16 protein-coding genes and 2 tRNA genes are annotated in these 17,258 nt (G+C 70.1%); 11 read left to right on the top strand and 7 right to left on the bottom strand.

Annotation, left to right across the window (positions count from 1 at the left end):
• Positions 1-17 precede the first annotated feature (17 nt).
• A complete protein-coding gene (locus tag HUG10_RS21800) occupies positions 18-566 on the bottom strand; it encodes a DUF5518 domain-containing protein (protein ID WP_246310136.1) in 549 nt (182 codons plus the stop codon).
• 379 nt (positions 567-945) lie between these two features.
• Between HUG10_RS21800 and pheS the strand changes: the two genes are divergently transcribed.
• The 8 genes from pheS (at position 946) to HUG10_RS12310 (ending at position 10,690) form a co-directional block, all read left to right on the top strand.
• Complete coding sequence (gene pheS, locus HUG10_RS12345; protein ID WP_179169862.1) at positions 946-2,451, top strand: phenylalanine--tRNA ligase subunit alpha; 1,506 nt, start codon at positions 946-948, stop codon at positions 2,449-2,451.
• Positions 2,451-4,238, top strand: coding sequence for a phenylalanine--tRNA ligase subunit beta (gene pheT / locus HUG10_RS12340; RefSeq protein ID WP_179169861.1), 1,788 nt, complete (start codon positions 2,451-2,453; stop codon positions 4,236-4,238). The genes pheS and pheT overlap by 1 nt, the downstream gene beginning before the upstream one ends.
• A gap of 205 nt (positions 4,239-4,443) precedes the next feature.
• Positions 4,444-4,596, top strand: a complete 153-nt coding sequence (locus HUG10_RS12335; protein ID WP_179169860.1) for a hypothetical protein — start codon at positions 4,444-4,446, stop codon at positions 4,594-4,596.
• A 348-nt stretch (positions 4,597-4,944) separates the two neighbouring features.
• The gene (locus tag HUG10_RS12330) at positions 4,945-7,365 is read left to right on the top strand and encodes an ATP-dependent DNA helicase (RefSeq protein WP_179169859.1); all 2,421 of its coding nucleotides are present in this window, start codon (positions 4,945-4,947) and stop codon (positions 7,363-7,365) included.
• Positions 7,362-7,859 carry a KEOPS complex subunit Cgi121 gene (gene cgi121 / locus HUG10_RS12325; RefSeq protein ID WP_179169858.1) on the top strand — a complete coding sequence of 166 codons (498 nt, stop codon included), beginning with the start codon at positions 7,362-7,364 and terminating at the stop codon, positions 7,857-7,859. The genes HUG10_RS12330 and cgi121 overlap by 4 nt, the downstream gene beginning before the upstream one ends.
• A 252-nt stretch (positions 7,860-8,111) precedes the next feature.
• On the top strand, positions 8,112-9,056 hold the full coding sequence (locus HUG10_RS12320) for a D-2-hydroxyacid dehydrogenase (protein ID WP_179169857.1): 945 nt from the start codon (positions 8,112-8,114) through the stop codon (positions 9,054-9,056).
• Between the two features lie 97 nt (positions 9,057-9,153).
• Complete coding sequence (locus tag HUG10_RS12315) at positions 9,154-10,380, top strand: MFS transporter (RefSeq protein WP_179169856.1); 1,227 nt, start codon at positions 9,154-9,156, stop codon at positions 10,378-10,380.
• 212 nt (positions 10,381-10,592) lie between these two features.
• A tRNA-Gly gene (locus tag HUG10_RS12310) sits at positions 10,593-10,690 on the top strand.
• Between the two features lie 82 nt (positions 10,691-10,772).
• On the opposite strand, the gene HUG10_RS12305 is transcribed toward HUG10_RS12310, so the two are convergent.
• The 4 genes from HUG10_RS12305 to HUG10_RS12290 form a co-directional block, all read right to left on the bottom strand.
• Complete coding sequence (locus HUG10_RS12305; RefSeq protein WP_246310135.1) at positions 10,773-11,195, bottom strand: hypothetical protein; 423 nt, start codon at positions 11,193-11,195, stop codon at positions 10,773-10,775.
• On the bottom strand, positions 11,192-11,572 hold the full coding sequence (locus tag HUG10_RS12300; protein WP_179169855.1) for an amphi-Trp domain-containing protein: 381 nt from the start codon (positions 11,570-11,572) through the stop codon (positions 11,192-11,194). Before HUG10_RS12300 ends, HUG10_RS12305 begins: the two co-directional genes overlap by 4 nt.
• A gap of 349 nt (positions 11,573-11,921) precedes the next feature.
• Positions 11,922-11,994 (bottom strand) — tRNA-Gln (locus HUG10_RS12295).
• A gap of 33 nt (positions 11,995-12,027) precedes the next feature.
• On the bottom strand, positions 12,028-12,195 hold the full coding sequence (locus tag HUG10_RS12290; RefSeq protein ID WP_179169854.1) for a hypothetical protein: 168 nt from the start codon (positions 12,193-12,195) through the stop codon (positions 12,028-12,030).
• A 39-nt stretch (positions 12,196-12,234) separates the two neighbouring features.
• On the opposite strand from HUG10_RS12290, the gene HUG10_RS12285 reads away from it, so the two are divergent.
• Complete coding sequence (locus HUG10_RS12285) at positions 12,235-12,828, top strand: IMP cyclohydrolase (RefSeq protein ID WP_179169853.1); 594 nt, start codon at positions 12,235-12,237, stop codon at positions 12,826-12,828.
• Between the two features lie 206 nt (positions 12,829-13,034).
• On the opposite strand, the gene HUG10_RS12280 is transcribed toward HUG10_RS12285, so the two are convergent.
• Entirely contained in the window at positions 13,035-13,544 is a 510-nt protein-coding gene (locus HUG10_RS12280) for a hypothetical protein (protein WP_179169852.1), read from the bottom strand.
• A 238-nt stretch (positions 13,545-13,782) separates the two neighbouring features.
• Between HUG10_RS12280 and HUG10_RS12275 the strand changes: the two genes are divergently transcribed.
• Positions 13,783-14,466, top strand: coding sequence for a metallophosphoesterase family protein (locus HUG10_RS12275; protein WP_179169851.1), 684 nt, complete (start codon positions 13,783-13,785; stop codon positions 14,464-14,466).
• Between the two features lie 38 nt (positions 14,467-14,504).
• Here the strand turns inward: HUG10_RS12275 and HUG10_RS12270 are convergent, their stop codons facing one another.
• A complete protein-coding gene (locus tag HUG10_RS12270) occupies positions 14,505-15,869 on the bottom strand; it encodes a tryptophanase (protein ID WP_179169850.1) in 1,365 nt (454 codons plus the stop codon).
• Between the two features lie 309 nt (positions 15,870-16,178).
• Here HUG10_RS12270 and HUG10_RS12265 point away from each other — a divergent pair, with 309 nt between their 5' ends.
• Complete coding sequence (locus HUG10_RS12265) at positions 16,179-17,255, top strand: hypothetical protein (protein ID WP_179169849.1); 1,077 nt, start codon at positions 16,179-16,181, stop codon at positions 17,253-17,255.
• Positions 17,256-17,258 lie beyond the last annotated feature (3 nt).

Below are 17,258 nucleotides of genomic sequence, written 5' to 3'. Positions count from 1 at the left end.
TCGAAGGATCCGGAGCGTCAGCGACGATCGGCGTCCCACCCGTCGTCGGTCCGACTGTCGCGGCCGCGAACGTCCGCGTCGCCGGCGGCGGCGTCCCGCTCGTCGACGCCGGCGGGCGATCCCTCGAACGCCGGGCGTTCGGAGGCGGGGACGCGCTCGTCGCGGGCGGACTCCGGCTTGCGGTGGACGGGTTCGGGCGAGGTCCGCGCCGACCCGTCGAACTCCTCGTTGAGGTACGCGCCGAGGAGGCCGCCGAGCGCGCCGAGGCCGACGCCGTACAGCAACGCGACGAACAGCACGACGACGAAGAACACGACGAACGCCAGCGCCGCCCGACCCGGCGCGGCGATGACGAACACCGCGGTGACGAGCACCGCGAGCACCGCGAGCGGGACGGCGGCGATAGCGCCCGAGAGCGCACCGACGCGGAGCCCCTCGTCCGTGTCGCCGCCCTGGAGGTAGCCGGCCAGCGCCCCGCCGAGCGCCGGCGAGAACGGGAGGAAGAACAGGACGATGGAGGCCACCGCGCCGATCGCGGCGTTCTTTAGGGTGTCGTCGGCGGGCATGACGTGGAGTGGGCGACGTGAGAGGATAAAAACGCCGACGGCGTCGGGCCGGTGCCCAGCGAGGACGAGTCGCGCCCACGGCAACGCTTTTGTTCGAGAGGGTCACAGTCGGCGGTATGGCGCCCGAACCCGCCGCCGACCGCATCGCCCCCGAGACGACCACCGGCGGGTTCGGCTTCGACTTCTTCCGCGCCTGAGGGCGGCGGACCCGAGCGGGACCCGGGAGGGCCCGCGGCGCGAAACCGTCCCGTTCGGCGCGGCGCTCGGCTGAGGGTCCCCTCCCTCGCCCGGGCGGCTCATCGTCGGGCGGCGTTCTACCGCCGCCCGAGCTACTAACGGAACGCCTATCGGACGACACGCCACACACCAAGCCAAGAAGATGCCACGCTCAGAGGCAGAGGTCACGCTCCTGCAGGCCGCCAGCGCGACCGACGCGAAGACGGTAGAACAGCTCGCCGCGGAGACGGACCTGAAACCGGAGACAGTCACCCGCGCCGCCTTCGACCTCCGGGACGACGGGCTCGTCGCGGTCGAGGAGGCGACCGAGGAGTCCGCGACCATCACCGACGAGGGCCGGAGATACGCCGACGACGGGCTCCCCGAGGTCCGGCTCTACCGGGCCGCCGTCGACGCGGACGCCGACGAGGACCCCGTACAGATGGGCCAGGTCATCGGCGCGTCGGGGCTGGAAGGCCCCGAGGTCGACATCGCGCTCTCGAACTTCGCCCGGAAGGGGTACGGAACCATCGACTCCGGCGAACTCTCGGCCGACCCGGACGCCGACCCCGATTCCGACGCCGAGGCAGCCGCGCTCGCCGCGCTGGCGGCCGACGAACCCGTCGCGGACGACGACGTGCTCTCCCAGCTCGACCGCCGAGGGCTCGTCGAGGTGACCGAACGGACCGTCCGCTCGGTGACGCTCACCGACGAGGGCGTCACCGCCCTGATGGAGGGCGTCGAGGTCGCCGAGACCGCCGACCGCCTGACGCCCGAGATGCTGACCTCGGGCGAGTGGACCGACGCCGAGTTCTCCGAGTACAACGTCGAGGCCGACGCGCCCGACGTCGAGGGCGGGCGCAAACACGTGCTCCGCGGGGTCGCGGACCGCGTGAAGGACGTGCTCGTGGGGATGGGCTTCGAGGAGATGGAGGGCCCGCACGCCGACGCGGACTTCTGGATCAACGACTGCCTGTTCATGCCCCAGGACCACCCGGCGCGGACCCACTGGGACCGCTTTGCGCTGGACGTGCCGCCGGTCCGGGAGCTCCCCGAGCAGCTGGTCGAGCGCGTCGAGGCGACCCACCGCGAGGGCGTCGGCGAGGACGGCGACGGCTACCACTCGCCGTGGTCCGAGGACTTCGCGCGGGCCATCGCGCTACGCGGCCACACCACGTCGCTGACGATGCGCTACCTCTCGGGGTACGCTGGAGAGAACGTCGACCCGCCGAAACGCTACTTCTCGCTCGAGAAGGCGTACCGGAACGACACGCTGGACGCGACCCACCTGCTGGAGTTCTTCCAGATCGAGGGGTGGGTGATGGCCGAGGACCTCTCGGTGCGCGACCTGATGGGTACCTTCGAGGAGTTCTACCGCCAGTTCGGCATCACCGACATCGAGTTCAAGCCCCACTACAACCCGTACACCGAGCCGTCCTTCGAGCTGTTCGGGCGGCACCCCGAGACGGGCGAGGTGATCGAGATCGGTAACTCCGGCATCTTCCGCGACGAGGTGCTCGAACCGCTCGGCGTGGAGTGCGACGTGATGGCCTGGGGGCTCGCGCTGGAGCGGCTGGCGATGCTCACCACGGGCGCCGAGGACATCCGCGACCTCCACGGCACGCTCGCGGACATCGAGTTCCTGCGGAACGCGGAGGTGACCTACTGATGCCCGTCGTCGACATCGACACGGACGAACTGCGCGAACTGACCGGCCACGAGGAGAAGAGCGACGAGGAGTTCGAGGAGGACCTGTTCGCGCTCGGGCTGGAGTTCGAGGGCGAGACCGACGAGGGCGAACTTCAGTTCGAGTTCGGCCCGGACCGGCTCGACCGGCTCTCCGTCGAGGGCGTCGCCAGGTCGCTCCGGTACCAGTACGGCGACGCGCGCGGCGTCCACGTCCCGGACCCGAACGACCCGGACTGGACCATCGAGGTGGACGAGTCCGTCCCGGACGAGCGACCGTTCGTCACGGGTGCCGTGGTCCGAGGGCTGGACCTCGACGAGTCGGCGCTCGACTCGCTCATCCAGCTCCAGGAGAAGCTCCACGCGACGATGGGGCGCGACCGGGCGAAGGGCGCCATCGGCATCCACGACCTCACGATGCTGAAAGGGGAGGTGCTCCGGCAGGAGGGCGAGACGGCCGGCACGACGGGTGGTCCGGCTTCCCAGCTCAGCGGGACGCCGAACACCATCACCTACCGCGGGGTCGACCCGGACGGCGACCGCTTCGTCCCGCTCGATTCGGACAAGGAGCTCACGCCCGCCGAGGTGCTGGCGGAGCACCCGACGGGCGGGAAGTACGCCGACCTCGTGGAGGGGCTCAACCGCTACCCCGCCATCTACGACGAACTCGGCCTGTTCTCGTTCCCGCCGGTCATCAACGGTCGCCGGACGGAGGTCTCCACGGACTCGCGGGACCTGTTCGTCGAACTCACCGGCACCGACCAGTGGACCATCGACCGGATGTGCGTCATCATCTGCTACGCGCTCGCCGCGCGCGGCGGGACGATCGAGGAGGTCGAGGTCGTCTACGACGACGGCGCGACCCACCCCGACGAGTACGGGCCGGAGCTGATCCGCCCGGACCTGGAGACCGACGAGAAGTCCGTCACACACGAGCGCATCGAGTCGATCCTCGGCATCGAGCTGGAGCGCGAGGAGGTGGTCGACCTGTTCGAGCGCTCGGGGCTGGACGCCGCATACACCCTAGGAGAGGAGGAGACGACCTACGACGTGACGATCCCCCCCTACCGCGTCGACGTGCTCCACCCGCTCGACCTCGTGGACGACGTCGGCCGGGCCTACGGCTTCAACACGCTCGAACCGAAGTACCCCGACATCGGCACCATCGGCGGGCGCCACGAGCGCTCGCGGCTGGAGGACGCCGTCCGGACGACCCTGATCGGCCTCGGCTTCCAGGACACGCTGAACTTCCACATGACCAGCGCCAATGAGAACTACGAGCGCATGGGAATCGAGGAGGGGAACGACGCCTTCGGCGCCGGCGAGCGCGCCGAGATCACCTCCCCGTACAGCGAGGACTACACCCAACTGCGGACCTGGGCGCTCCCCTCGCTCGCGCAGGTGCTGGAGAACAACACTCACCGGTCGTACCCCCAGGACCTCGCCGAGGTCGGCTTCGTCGCCCACCGCGACGACGAGGTGAACACGCGCGTCGCCGAGGCCCACCACGTCGCCGCCGCGGTCGCCCGGACGGACGCGACCTACGAGGACGCGAAGGCGCGCCTCCAGGCGCTGTGTGACGACTTCGACGCCGACCTGGCGACCCCCGCGATCGATCATCCGAGCTTCATTTCGGGTCGAGTTGCGGAGATCGTAATCGACGGGGAGTCGGTCGGCGTGATCGGGGAACTACACCCCAAGGTGCTGGTCGAGCACGACATGGAGGTCCCCGTCGCCGCCTTCGAGTTCGACCTCTCCGCGTTGGCCTGAGGGTTCGTCTCGGTCGGCGTCGTTTCGGTTGCGTTCGGTTTCGCGTTTTCGACTGCTAACAGCCCCGAAGCCCCCGGTTTCTGGACTCGCGCGCCTCGCTGCGCTCCTCCGTCGTTCGGGCTTCGCCCTCACTCCCTGCGGTGCTTACGTCGTCGTGCTTCGTCCAGAAACCGGCCCCTTCGATTCCCACCCCGCTGGTAGGAGGATGGAACGTCGTGAAACCGGCCAGCCGGTCCGCGTTCCACCGGAAGTGAGGGGGTCGACGCTGGACCGGAAGACCGGCGTCGACGCGGTTGCAGTCGGCGCGCGTGACGGCGAGCCCCGGAGGGGCGAGGCGACGCGCGCGAGGGATGAGTGAGCCGGCGCGCCCCTGTGGCGCGCCACAGAGAGTGAATCGGTTGGGGAGGCTGTGGCTGTGGTGCGGGTACGGTGGGCGGGACTGAAAGGGGCCGTGGCTGTGGGCGACGGCGCGGACCGTCAAGCACCGCAGGAACGAGGCCGAAGGCCGAGTGACGAGGAGCGCAGCGGCCGCACCGAGCCGACAGCCGCGGGGGCTTTCGCGGTCTGCACTACGGTAGCCACACACCCGGTCCCACAACCGACAGCACCGACGAAGAAACCGAATCCACCCGAAACGACAGCACCGAATAATCACTTCCACCCCGGGTCCGACAGTTTAAACCACGGAACGGCGCTAGGGGACCCAATGAAGCCATCCGACCTCTCGACCCTCCCGCCCGGCGTCCCCGAGGCGCTGGAGGAGGAGGGGGTCGCGGAGCTCTACCCGCCCCAGGCCGCGGCGGTGGAGGCCGGCGTCGCCGACGGGGGGTCGGTCGTCGCCTCCGTGCCGACGGCCTCGGGCAAGACCCTCATCGCTGAGCTGGCGATGCTGTCGGCGGTCCAGCACGGCGGGAAGGCGCTCTACATCGTCCCGCTGCGCGCGCTCGCCTCCGAGAAGAAGACCGAGTTCGAACGCTGGGAGGAGTACGGAATCGACGTCGGCGTCTCCACCGGGAACTACGAGTCCGACGGCGAGTGGCTCGCCTCGCGGGACATCATCGTCGCCACCTCCGAGAAGGTCGACTCGCTCGTGCGCAACGGCGCCGCGTGGGTCGACGACCTCACCTGCGTCGTCGCCGACGAGGTCCACCTCGTGGACGACTCCCACCGCGGCCCGACCCTGGAGGTCACCCTGGCGAAGCTCCGCCGGGTGAACCCCGGCCTGCAGGTCGTCGCGCTCTCGGCGACCGTCGGCAACGCCGACGAGGTGGCCGACTGGCTCGACGCCGAACTCGTCGAGTCCGACTGGCGCCCCATCGACCTGAAGATGGGCGTCCACTACGGCAACGCCATCAACTTCGACGACGGGAGCCAGCGCGAGGTGCCCGTCGAGCGGGGCGAGAAGCAGACCGAGGCGCTCGTGGCCGACGCGCTGGACGAGCGCGTCGAGGGGCAGGGCGGCTCCTCGCTCGTGTTCGTCAACTCCCGCCGGAACGCCGAGGGCGCGGCAAAGCGGATGGCGGAGGTGACGAGCCGCCGCATCACCGGGGGCGAGAAGGCCGACCTCCGCGAACTCGCGGAGGAGATCCGCGACGTCTCCGACACGGACACGAGCGAGGACCTGGCCCGCTGTATCAGGAAGGGCGCCGCGTTCCACCACGCCGGGCTCGCCTCGAAACACCGCTCGCTCGTCGAGGACGCGTTCCGCGACCGCCTCGTCAAGTGCATCTGCGCGACGCCGACGCTCGCCGCCGGGGTCAACACCCCCGCCCGCAGGGTGGTCGTCCGTGACTGGAAGCGCTACGACGGCGAGTTCGGGGGGATGGCCCCGCTCGACACCCTGGAAGTCCACCAGATGATGGGACGCGCCGGCCGGCCGGGGCTCGACCCCTACGGCGAGGCCGTCCTGCTGGCGAAGGACCGGGACACGATGGACGAGCTGTTCGAGCGGTACGTCTGGGCCGAGCCGGAGCCGGTGCGCTCCAAACTGGCCGCCGAGCCCGCGCTCCGGACGCACGTGCTCGCGACGGTCGCCTCCGGGTTCGCCACCTCGCGGGAGGGGCTGCTCGACTTCCTCGACCGGACGCTGTACGCCAGCCAGACCGACGACGACGCGCGGCTGGCGGAGGTGACAGACCGCGTGCTGGAGTACCTGGAGGTCAACGACTTCCTCGACCGGGAGGGCGGGACCCTGACGGCGACGAGCATCGGCCACACCGTCTCGCGGCTCTACCTCGACCCGATGAGCGCGGCCGAGATCGTCGACGGGCTGGAGGCCGCCGAGGCCGGGCGGACGTCGCTCAGGAAATCCCCCGCCGGCCGGCGACCCGACGCGGAGGCGGCGGATGCGGGGGAGGACGACGCGGCCACCCCCGAAGAGGCCGGGTTCGTCACGGGGTCGGAGCTCGCCGACGCCGCAGCGGATGAGGAGGAGGGCGGGGAGATCACGCCGCTCGGCCTCTACCACCTCGTCTCGCGAACCCCCGACATGTACCAGCTCTACCTCAAGTCGGGCGACAAGGAGACGTACCGGGAGGAGTTCTACGAGCGCGAGAACGAGTTCCTCGGCGGCGCCCCCTCGGAGTTCGAGGACGTCGCCTTCGAGGAGTGGCTCTCCGCACTCAAGACCGCCCGGCTGCTCGAGGACTGGGCCTCGGAACTCGACGAGGACCACATCACGGAGCGCTACGGCGTCGGCCCGGGCGATATCCGCGGGAAGGTCGAGACCGCCGAGTGGCTGCTCGGCGCCGCAGAACAGCTCAGCACCGAACTCGGCCTCGACTCCACGGTCGCCATCCGCGAGGCGAAAAAGCGCGTGGAGTACGGCGTCGGCGAGGAACTGCTCGACCTCGCGGGCGTCCGCGGCCTCGGGCGCAAGCGCGCCCGGCGGCTCTACGAGGCCGGAATTCAGTCCCGCGCCGACCTCCGGGAGGCGGACAAGTCCGTCGTGCTCGGCGCACTCCGCGGGCGGCGCAAGACCGCCGAGCGCGTGCTGGAGAACGTCGGCCGGAAGGACCCATCGATGGACGGCGTGCAAAAGGACGCCAGCGCGTCGGCGGCCGCGACCGCCGCTGCGGACGGCGACGGGGACGGGGACGGACAGGCCACGTTCGGTGATTTCTCGTGAGGCTCGTCGAGGGGGTCGCCCAAGTCAACGACCTCGACGACTTCCTCGCAGACCTGGACGAGGTTTCCCGGGCGACCGGGACGACCGTGCAAGCGTTCGACGCCGGGTACGTCGTCGACCGAGCGCACCTCGAACGGGCGGTGGAACTCGCTGACCGGGCGTTCGACCGCGGCGAGAACGTCGCCCGCGACCGCGGCGTCGAGATCATGCTGTACGCCGCCGGCCGCCGGCAGATCGACCGGGCGCTCGCGATGGGCGTCTCCGAGGGCGAGGTGCCGGTCGTCGCGGTGTGCGTCGGCGACGACGAGGGGGCCGAGGCGGATGCGGCGGGGGGAGTTCGCGACCTGCTTGAACCGGGCGAGACGCTCGGCAACTACGACGAGGAACTGGTCAGGGAGTTCTTCGACGTGACCGACCGGGAACTGGCCGCGACGGCGGGCACACTCCCCGACGTGGTCCTCGAGCGAGTCGCGCTGCTGGACGTGGAGAAGTAGCGTCATCGGACGTTCGAATCGCAGTATCGAGATTCGTCTGACGCGCGACTGACGAACGTCGGACACACCCCTTCGTTTCCTGTGGAGAGAGCTATACGAGATCGGGGGAGGTGTTGCAGTTGAAACAAGTGTCCGGAGGTGGAGAGGTGACGTATCCTACCGTAGCCATCGGCCCACAGGCGAGATCGATTCTCGGAACCCCCTCAGTTCGGGACCCGACACGCGTTTACTCCCGGCGTCGAATCCTCCCGCATGCCAGTCGTCGTCGTCCGTCACGATCAGCCGATCGCCGAGGAACTCGAGGGAGCGCGGCCGGGCCTCTCGGTCGTCGACGCCGACACGAGGGCCGACGCGCTCGCGGTACTTCCGGACGCGGACGCCTTCGTCATCAATCCGACGAACTGGGACGACGAGTACCTCGACGGGCTCCAACCGGGGACGTGGGTGCAGGCGACCAGCACCGGCTACGCGGCGTTCCCCCTGGAGGCGTTCGAGGAGCGCGACATCGTCTTCACGAACGCCGTCGGGAACTTCGGTCCGCCGGTCGCGGACCACGCGTTCGCGCTGATCCTCGCGCTGGCACGGGGCGTTCCCGCCTGTCTCGACCAGCAGCGTGACCGCCGGTGGGACCGCGCCGTGGGGGACGCGCTCGTCGACCTCCAGGGACGGACGCTCACCGTCGTCGGCCTCGGCGACGTCGGCGAGTCGGTCGTCCGCCGCGCGCTCGGGTTCGACATGGCCGTCTACGGGACCAAACGCGACCCGGACAGCTACGGCGGCCGGCTTCCCGACGACCGGGTGCTGCCCGCCGACGACCTCCACGAGGTACTTCCCGAGACGGACGTGCTCGTGCTCGCCGTTCCGCTGACGGACGGGACGCGCGGTCTCGTGGACGATGACGCGCTGAGCGCGCTCCCCGACTCCGCCCTGCTCGTCAACGTCGCCCGCGGCCCGGTCGTGGACACGGAGGCGCTGCTGGCGGCGCTCGACGCGGGCGAACTCGCCGGCGCGGGGCTGGACGTGTTCGAGGCGGAGCCGTTGCCCGAGTCGTCGCCGCTCTGGGACCGGGACGAAGTCGTCGTCACGCCCCACGTCGCCGGACGGTCCCGGAACTTCGTCGGGCGGTTCGTGGAGCTGTTCCTCACCAACTACGACCGGCGAACCGCGGACGAGGCGTACGTAAACCGGATCGTCTGAGCCCCTCGGACACGCCGGCTCGGAACCGGAACCGTCGAATCGGGGACGGTTGCCCGCTCACCAAGGTTGATACGACGGGCTGGCGAGCCACACTGTCGTGTCGAGTCACGAGGGATCGGCAGGGAGCACGAGCGCCGACGGGGCGGGGACGGCGGATCGAGCTCCGTGGGGCCTCCTCGTCGGCGCGAGCCTCATCGCGGTGTCGCTCGGGGCCTACGAACTCGTCCCGGCGAGCGTCACGCCGCTCCTCCGCGAATCGCTCGGCGTCGGGCCGTCCGCGGCCGGCCTCCTCGTCAGCGTGACGTTCGGGACGGCCGTGGTCGCGAGCCTCCCCGTCGGCGTCGTCCTCGACCGGACGGACTCCCGGCGGGCGATCGCCGCGGCGGTCGGACTGCTCCTCGTCGCCGGCGTCTGGGGATGGCAGGCGGGCGCCGACGGCTCGTACCCCTCGTTGCTCGCCTCGCGGGTGCTCGGCGGCGTCGCCTACGTCGTCGTCTGGAACGCCGGCATCGACGTGGTCGGCCGGTCGTTCCCGGCGGACCGCCAGGCGACGGCGGTGGGGACGTTCACCGCGAGCGGCCCGCTGGGCTTCGCCGTCGGACAGGGGGTCGGTCCGATCATCGCCGACGCGCTCGGCTGGCCGGCCGTCTTCCCCGCGTTCGCCGCGAGCGCGCTCGTCGGGCTGACGCTGTTCTGGCCGACGAGCCGGGGACGCGGGCGGGCCGTCGACACGCCGACGCCGACCTTGTCCGACCTCGGCGCCGTCGTCACGAACCGGCGGGTCTGGATCGTCTGCGGGCTCGGGTTCCTCGCCTACGCGGTGTACCTGTTCATGAACAGCTGGGCGCCGTCGTACCTGACGGAGGAGCTGCGACTGTCGCTCGCGGTCAGCGGCGTGCTCGCCGCGCTGTTCCCCGCAGTCGGGATCCTCTCGCGGGTGACCGGCGGCCTCCTGTCGGACAGGCTGTTCGACGGACGACGCAGGCCGGTCGTCCTGCTCGCGTTCCTCGTGTCGACGCCGATCGTCGCCGGGTTCACCGCCCTCCGGACGGTCCCAGTGGTCGTGGCGGCGCTCCTCGTGGCCGGGTTCGCCATCCAGCTCTGTCTCGGGCTCGTGTTCGCCTACGTGCGCGAGCTGGTCGAACCCGCTGTGGCCGCCACCGCGGTCGCGTTCCTCACGAGCGTCGGGCTGGCCGGGGCGTTCCTGTCACCCATCGCGGCCGGCGCCCTCATCGGCGCCACGGGATACGGGGCCGCGTTCGCGGTCGCTGGCGTGCTCGGCCTGCTGGGCGTGGTTCTCGCGTGGTACGCGCCCGAGTCGTAGGGCACAGCGGTTATACGTGGAGCACGTCAAGGCCGCGTATGGATCGACAGCAAGTGCTCGCCATCGTGCTCGTCGGGCTGATGGTGTTCTCCTCGCTCGCCTACGCGGTCATGCTGTTCTGAGGCCCCGTCGTGATCCGGAGACGGGGATGAAACGGGGTTAACCGGGGAGTTACTAATCGTGTCCCCCCCGGAGGACCAGGTGCACAGCGTGGTAGGGTAGCTCGCTGGCAAGAGCACCACCCGTCCGAACGAGGTGGAGGCTGGTGGGAACCCGCTAGCCCCGTGTGGTTCGAATCCCACCCCTACCGTTCCCCCGAATCAACGGGCAGGAAGCGACCGCCTGGAGTCTCCTGACGAGTTCTCGAATACAGAGTGGAGAAGCGAGGGGAGCTACGAGCCCGGGACGCCCAGCGCGTCGGGCGTGACGATGCCGAGCTGGGAGAGCCCGAAGAGGATGAGAACGGCGACGATCCAGGCGACGAGCCCGATCCCGATCGCCGTCCCCCAGCCGCCGGGGTACTGCCAGTTGATGACGGCGATCCACGCCACGAGCATGAGAAGCGGGCCGAGGAGGGGAATCCACCCGAGGAACAGCCCCACGAGGGTGTACACGATCGCCCCGATCAGCGCCGTCACGGTGGCCCGACGGAAGCCGGTGTCGCGGTCGACCAGCAGCTGTGCCCCGAGGTGGATCGCCGCCGCCCCGACGAGGAGGCTGACGAGGAAGATGAAGACGGCGCTGACGATCCCCTCCGAACTGACCTCGGCCTGCAGAAGCGCACCGTTGACCACCCCGCCGAGACTCGCTATCATCGGTCCGTGTCGTCGTCGGTTCCCATCCCAGACTCCGAATCCTGTCCGAATTCCGACTCCGATCGGGACTCCGACTCCCGTCCGGACTCTTCACCCTGGCTGGATTCCGAGCCGTAGTTGGATTCGGCGGTGTCCTCGACCGGGTTCCACTTGAACTTGAGCACCATCTCCTCGGTGTCCTTACGGAGTTTTCGGGAGCGTTCGGTCACCGTCGCCTCCGACTCGATGCTGTCGGAGGGCGACAGGTGTACCGCCTTGTTCCCGACCGGCACCCGAACGCTCCCGCTTCCCGAACCCAGTTCGTCGGCGATCGACCGTAGATAGTTGGCCGTCTCCTCTCGAGTCATCTCGGTGGTGTGGGTGGTCGTTTCGGCCATGGTTGCATTCCTCTTGCTACGGGAGGATGACGCATCAATATGGTGGCTTATATAGCCGTATTCGGTCGTTCTACGCCCGTAGCACCCGGAACCGGGACGTGTTCTTAATTAGTTGACGGGATTCGGGTTTCTTTGACGGCACCTCGACGTCGCTCGAACCAGTGATCGCTCGGGGTCTCGCGCGCGCCCGTTCATCGCGCTCGCACCAGCGAGTAATCGTCGGGATTCGCCCGAAAACCGCGTGCAGGGACACGGAACGTGGCCACGCCGGGGACGCGCGGCACTCCAGCCGAAGCGCGGCTCACGCTCGGGATACACCTGTGGCTGAAGGGTTCGAACGTCGGAGGAGTAGTCCCAGAAGGATTCGAACCTTCGTCGTTGCCCCCAGAAGGCAACAGGATTGGCCACTACCCCATGGGACTGCGTACGGGAGAAGAGCGTTCGATAACTAAACCCTATCGCTTTCCGAGGACGGCGGCGCGTCCGGGGACGGTCCCCGAGGGTAACGGCGTTTCCGGAAGGGGGTGGGACTGCCCGAGCGTCGTCGCGAACTCGCCTTTCGCCGTCCGGAACGGGAGGCGGTCGAACGGCGAACCGAAGCCGACCCGGTCGAACGTGCACACACCGCCACCTATTTGCGCCGAGAATGCGCAGCTCCGTGCATGTACATCGGCCGCTTCGTCGTCGTCGGCCCGAAGGTCGGCGCCTACCGCGTCTCCTCCCGCTCGTTCCCGAACCGCGAGATCGTCCGCCGCGGCGACGAGACGCTCACAGTCGGTCCGACCGACGACGCCGAACCGACGGACAACCCCTACGTCTCGTACAACTGCGTCCGGATCGCGGGCGGCGACCGTCGCCGGGCGGCCGTCCTCGGCAACGGCTCGCACGTCGACCCGATCGCGGAGAAGTACGACCGGGGCTACCCGGCGCGGGACGCGCTCGCCGAGGCGCTGCTCGCGCTCGACTACGAGAAGGACGACTACGACACGCCCCGGGTCGCCGGTGTCGTCGACGGCAACGCGGGTTACGTGGGCATCGTGCGACGCGACGCACTGCTCGTCCGCGAGGTGGACGAACCGCACCTCGTGGCGACCTACGAGGAGGACGAGCCCCGACCGTTCGAGTTCGAACCGAACACGGCGGTCGCGGCCGCACGGACGGCGTACGGGCTCGACTACGAGCACGCCGTCTGCGCCGCGGGCGTCCACGTCGGCGACGACAGTACGGGGTTCGGAATCGAGAACAGCGACGAGTGAGCGGTCACGCGGGCGACGGGGACCACGCTCGACGCTGGAAACCCGACGATTGGGGTAGTCGCCGGTACGGTCCCGTTCGAAATCGCCCTCGAACCGGCCGCGACGGAGGCGGGGTCGTCACTCGAGCGAGCAGCGTGGAAAATCGATGGTTTCGCCGGCCGAGCGTTCGACGACCTGTCGGTCGCCGTTCGCCGCGGGCCGCACCGTCACGCCGCGGGCCGTTCGGACCGGTCGCGGGTCGCAGTTCTCGACCGCTCCCGGGTCAGCACGACCCCGAAGATTGCCCCGAGGAGCACGCCGTAGACGAGGTGCGTGAGGAACCCGATCGGGAGCAGGAACGGGACCGGAAGCGCCGCAGCGCCGACCGCGTTCGCCCAGACGGGGAGGACGATACCGGCTGCGACGAGCTCCAGGACGATACCGTAGGCGGCGCCCAGGCCGGTGATCCGCAGGACTCCGTACTCACGGAACGACGTGCTCGTGATCACGCCGGCGAAGAGCAGGGCGAAGACCACGCTGTGGAACAGGTGGGCGAACCACCCGGCCGCGACGGTCGGCTGTCCGTAGAGCGCCCCGACGAGGGGCATCGCGTTCATCAGGAAGTGCATCAGCAGGCCCATCCCGACGCCCGCGACGAGCCCGCCCGCGGCGGCTCCGCCCCAGAGCGTGGGGGACCGCATCGCGATTCCGGGGGATTGGTAGGTTTGCGAACTCACTGTTGTTCACCTCGTATGCATACGCCACGGAGGGAGAAAAACATATATTATCCGATACTACCCCATTGCGGCCCCGCGAGACGGTGTTTTCCGGCCCACCAGGTCGATCTTCACCGCCCGAACAATTTATCTGATGTCCTATATGATGCACCTCACCCGGAAGGGGGATACCATCCGCCGACGGCCGCGGTCGGCACCGGGGACCACCGCTAACTGCCCCGGACCCGAAACGGGGGGCATGAAGCTGGGCGTCATCTCGGACGTGCACGGCAACCGGGTCGCACTCGAGGCCGTCCTCGACGACATGCCCTCGGTCGACGGGCTGGTGTGCGCCGGCGACGTCGTCGGTTACAACCCCTGGCCGGCCGAGTGCGTCGCGGAACTTCGGGAGCGCGACGTGCCGACGGTGAAGGGGAACCACGACCGCGCCGTCGTCGCCGGGTCCGCGTCGGGGTTCAACTCGATGGGCCGGGCCGGCGTGGAGTACGCCCACCGCGAACTCGACGCGGAGGCGCTCGACTGGCTCGACGACCTCCCGGAGGGAATGACCGTGGCGGACGGCCGGGTCGCCGTCGTCCACGGCCACCCCGAACGCCGGGACCACTACACCTACCCCGAGGAGTTCGACCCGGAGCTGCTGGCGGCCGCCGGCGCGCCCGGCGGGGACGACCCGGACGTCCTCGTGCTCGGTCACACGCACGTCCAGGCGTACGAGCGGTTCGCAGAGGGCGTCGTGATGAACCCCGGGAGCGTCGGCCAGCCGCGGGACGGCGACCCGCGGGCCGCCTACGCCGTACTCGACCTCGACGACCTGACGGTCGAGGAGCGGCGCGTGGAGTACGACGTCGACGCGGTCGCGGAGGCCGTGGAAGCGGCGGGGCTGCCGAAGCGGATCGGAAGTCGACTGTACGACGGGCGGTAGAACCGTCGCGGCGGGATGCGGGGTTCGGCGACGTCCGCCTACTCCACGGGCCGCAGTTCGGCCGAGAAGTGCCGAAGTTCGGGGACGGGCGGCTCGGAGACGACTTCGAGGCCCCGGACCTCCCGGCGCCGGTCGAGGAGCGCGGCGCCGGCGTCGGCGACGTGCTCCAGGTGCTCGCGGGCGTACGTCCGGCGGGGGAGCGCGAGTCGGACGAGCTCCGGCCGGTCGACCCCCGGGAACGCGAAGCTGCCGAGTTCGACGCCGCGGACGCCCCCCTCGCGGTACAGTTCGCAGACGAGCGCCTGGCCGGGGTACTCGTCGGGGGCGACGTTCGGGAACAGGTCGCCGGCGTCGAGGTACACCGCGTGGCCGCCGACGGGGCGGTAGACCGGCAGTCCGGCCTCGGAGAGCAGGTCGCCGAAGGTCGCCACCTGGTCGATGCGCGCCTCGGGGTACGGCGGTTCGACGACCTCGCGGAGACCGACCGCCATCGCTTCGATGTCCCGGCCGGCCATCCCGCCGTAGGTCGGGAACCCCTCGTAGAGGATGCCGCGCTGCTTGGCGCGCTCGAACAGCTGGGCGGCCGCCTCGCCGCCGGGTTCCTCGGCGACCGCGACGAACCCGCCGACGTTCGACAGCCCCTCCTTCTTCCCGCTCATGACCAGCGCGTCCGCGTACGAGAGCTGTTCGCGGGCGATGTCCGCGACGGAGGCGTCGGCGAACTCGGCCTCGCGGCGCCGGACGAACTCGGCGTTCTCGGCGAACCGACAGGCGTCGATCACGAACGTCGCCCCGATCTCGCGGGCGAACTCGGCGACCTCGCGGGTGTTCGCGACGCTCACCGGCTGGCCGGCGGTGGAGTTGTTCGTGATCGTGAGCACCACGACGGGGACGTTCTCGTGGCCGACCTCGTCGACCGCGGCGCGGGCGCGGTCGAGCGAGAAGTCGCCCTTGAAGTCGCCCGCGATGTCGGGGTCGCGGGCGCCCTCGACCGGGCAGTCCACCGGTTCACCGCCGAGGTTCGCGACGTGCGCGCGGGTCGTGTCGAAGTGCGCGTTGTTGAGCACGACGTCGCCCTCCTCGACCAGGCAGCCGTAGAGGACGTTCTCGGCGCCCCGGCCCTGGTGGCAGGGGACGACGTTCGGAAACCCCATCACGTCCGACACCGCCTCCTCGAGGTGTGCGAACGACCGGCTGCCGGCGTACGACTCGTCGCCGCGCATCAGCGCGGCCCACTGGGCGTCGCTCATCGTCCCGGTGCCGCTGTCGGTCAGCAGGTCGATGTACACGTCCTCGGCGGCGACGTTGAACGCGTTGTAGCCGGCCTCCTCGAGGACCGCGTCGCGGCGCTCGCGGGAGGGGAGGGTGATGGGCTCGACCATCTTCGCCTTGTAGTTGCGCATGGTCGCCCTCGGCCGGGCCGCGCCTTAGATACCCCACGAGACGTAGTGGACATCGTTCGACACCTCCGGACGGCGATGGACTGGTCGGCACGGCGAGGGACACCTGTCGATGGATATCGGCGACCGCGACGCGAGGGTCGGTCGGAACTACCATCTAGCGTACAGGAAATAGCTTCAGCGAACCCTTTTGCTCGCGACTTCCGACGATCGTCGTATGCCGACCGACGAGGACCCCCGTTCGGACAGCACTCACCGACACCCCCTCCAACCGTCGTTCCACCTGAAACGCCCACACTGCCGGAGGCCACGATGACTGTCTGGCGAACCGCCGACCCCTCCGCGCGGCTCGCCGACCCTGCCGACGCCGCGCCGCCGCGCGAGACGACGCTCGCCGACGCCCAGGAGGAGGTGAACTTCGTCGTCTTCGAACCCGGGTGGCTCCCGGACGACTGCCGCGTGACGGCCGTCTCGCTGCGCCCCGAACAGCCGCCCGGCCGCCCCGGCGACGTTTCCGCCGCGGACATCGGACAGACGCCCCACAGCGATGGAAACCCGTGCAGCGTCCGCGTCGTCGTCGGGGGTGAGGATCGGCGGTTCCGGCTCAAGCAGTTCCTGTACGACTGGGCGCCCCCCGCCGCGAGCGTCGCGCCGCTCTGGCGCACGCCAGAGCCGACGCCGTTCGCGTGCGGCGACACCGTCGGCTGGCTGGGAACCGACTACGAGGACCGGCGGGGCGCCTGCGTCCAGCGCGACCGGACGCAGGTCGAACTCTCCGTCCTCGACGGCGGCTTCGACGACGAGGAGGTGCGGGGCGTGATGGACGGGTTGACCCGCGCGGCGCCGGACGCGGCCCGGGTCGTGCACGACGTTCCGTTCCACCAGTTGAGCTACTGGGTCCGGTACCGGTGCCGACCGGTCGCCGTCCCCCACGGCCTGTGGGACCACTCGCCCGTCCGACCCTACGAGGCGAGCCGCCCCCTCTCCCCCAGGGCGCTGGCCGGCGATCCGCCCGTCCGTCCGCTGGTCCCGTCGGATGATGGGTTCCGCCTCGACTCGGCAGTCGCGTTCCCCGAGGGCGACGCGGTCGAGTGCGTCTTCCGGCACCGTGAGAACGGGAGCGACCACCTCTGGCTGGCTGCGGCAACACCGGACAGCCCACTGGCGCCCTCGATCCCGCCGGAGCCGTCCGAGCAGTCTGCGGGGACGCGTCGGGCGGTCGACCTGCGCGGGACGACCGTCCACTACGCCGCGCTGACCGAGCAGAACGGCGCCTGGGAGGCGTTCTGGGTCGAGGACGGCGTCCACTACGCGGCGTGGGCCGGTTCGTCCCCGATTCTGGATGGCGATGAGTTCCGCGCGCTGGTTGAGTCGCTCGGCGCTCCCTAATGA

It is taken from the genome of Halorarum halophilum (assembly GCF_013401515.1).
Taxonomy (GTDB): domain Archaea; phylum Halobacteriota; class Halobacteria; order Halobacteriales; family Haloferacaceae; genus Halorarum; species Halorarum halophilum.
The sequence above is the reverse complement of the archived record's forward strand: the minus strand, read 5'-3'. Positions and strand labels throughout refer to the sequence as shown.

Coding starts and splice junctions, on each gene's coding strand:
- HUG10_RS21800 (WP_246310136.1), bottom strand. CDS start 566: ATGCCCGCCGACGACACCCTAAAGAACGCCGCGATCGGCGCGGTGGCC.
- pheS (WP_179169862.1), top strand. CDS start 946: ATGCCACGCTCAGAGGCAGAGGTCACGCTCCTGCAGGCCGCCAGCGCG.
- pheT (WP_179169861.1), top strand. CDS start 2,451: ATGCCCGTCGTCGACATCGACACGGACGAACTGCGCGAACTGACCGGC.
- HUG10_RS12335 (WP_179169860.1), top strand. CDS start 4,444: ATGGAACGTCGTGAAACCGGCCAGCCGGTCCGCGTTCCACCGGAAGTG.
- HUG10_RS12330 (WP_179169859.1), top strand. CDS start 4,945: ATGAAGCCATCCGACCTCTCGACCCTCCCGCCCGGCGTCCCCGAGGCG.
- HUG10_RS12320 (WP_179169857.1), top strand. CDS start 8,112: ATGCCAGTCGTCGTCGTCCGTCACGATCAGCCGATCGCCGAGGAACTC.
- HUG10_RS12305 (WP_246310135.1), bottom strand. CDS start 11,195: ATGATAGCGAGTCTCGGCGGGGTGGTCAACGGTGCGCTTCTGCAGGCC.
- HUG10_RS12300 (WP_179169855.1), bottom strand. CDS start 11,572: ATGGCCGAAACGACCACCCACACCACCGAGATGACTCGAGAGGAGACG.
- HUG10_RS12285 (WP_179169853.1), top strand. CDS start 12,235: ATGTACATCGGCCGCTTCGTCGTCGTCGGCCCGAAGGTCGGCGCCTAC.
- HUG10_RS12275 (WP_179169851.1), top strand. CDS start 13,783: ATGAAGCTGGGCGTCATCTCGGACGTGCACGGCAACCGGGTCGCACTC.
- HUG10_RS12270 (WP_179169850.1), bottom strand. CDS start 15,869: ATGCGCAACTACAAGGCGAAGATGGTCGAGCCCATCACCCTCCCCTCC.
- HUG10_RS12265 (WP_179169849.1), top strand. CDS start 16,179: ATGACTGTCTGGCGAACCGCCGACCCCTCCGCGCGGCTCGCCGACCCT.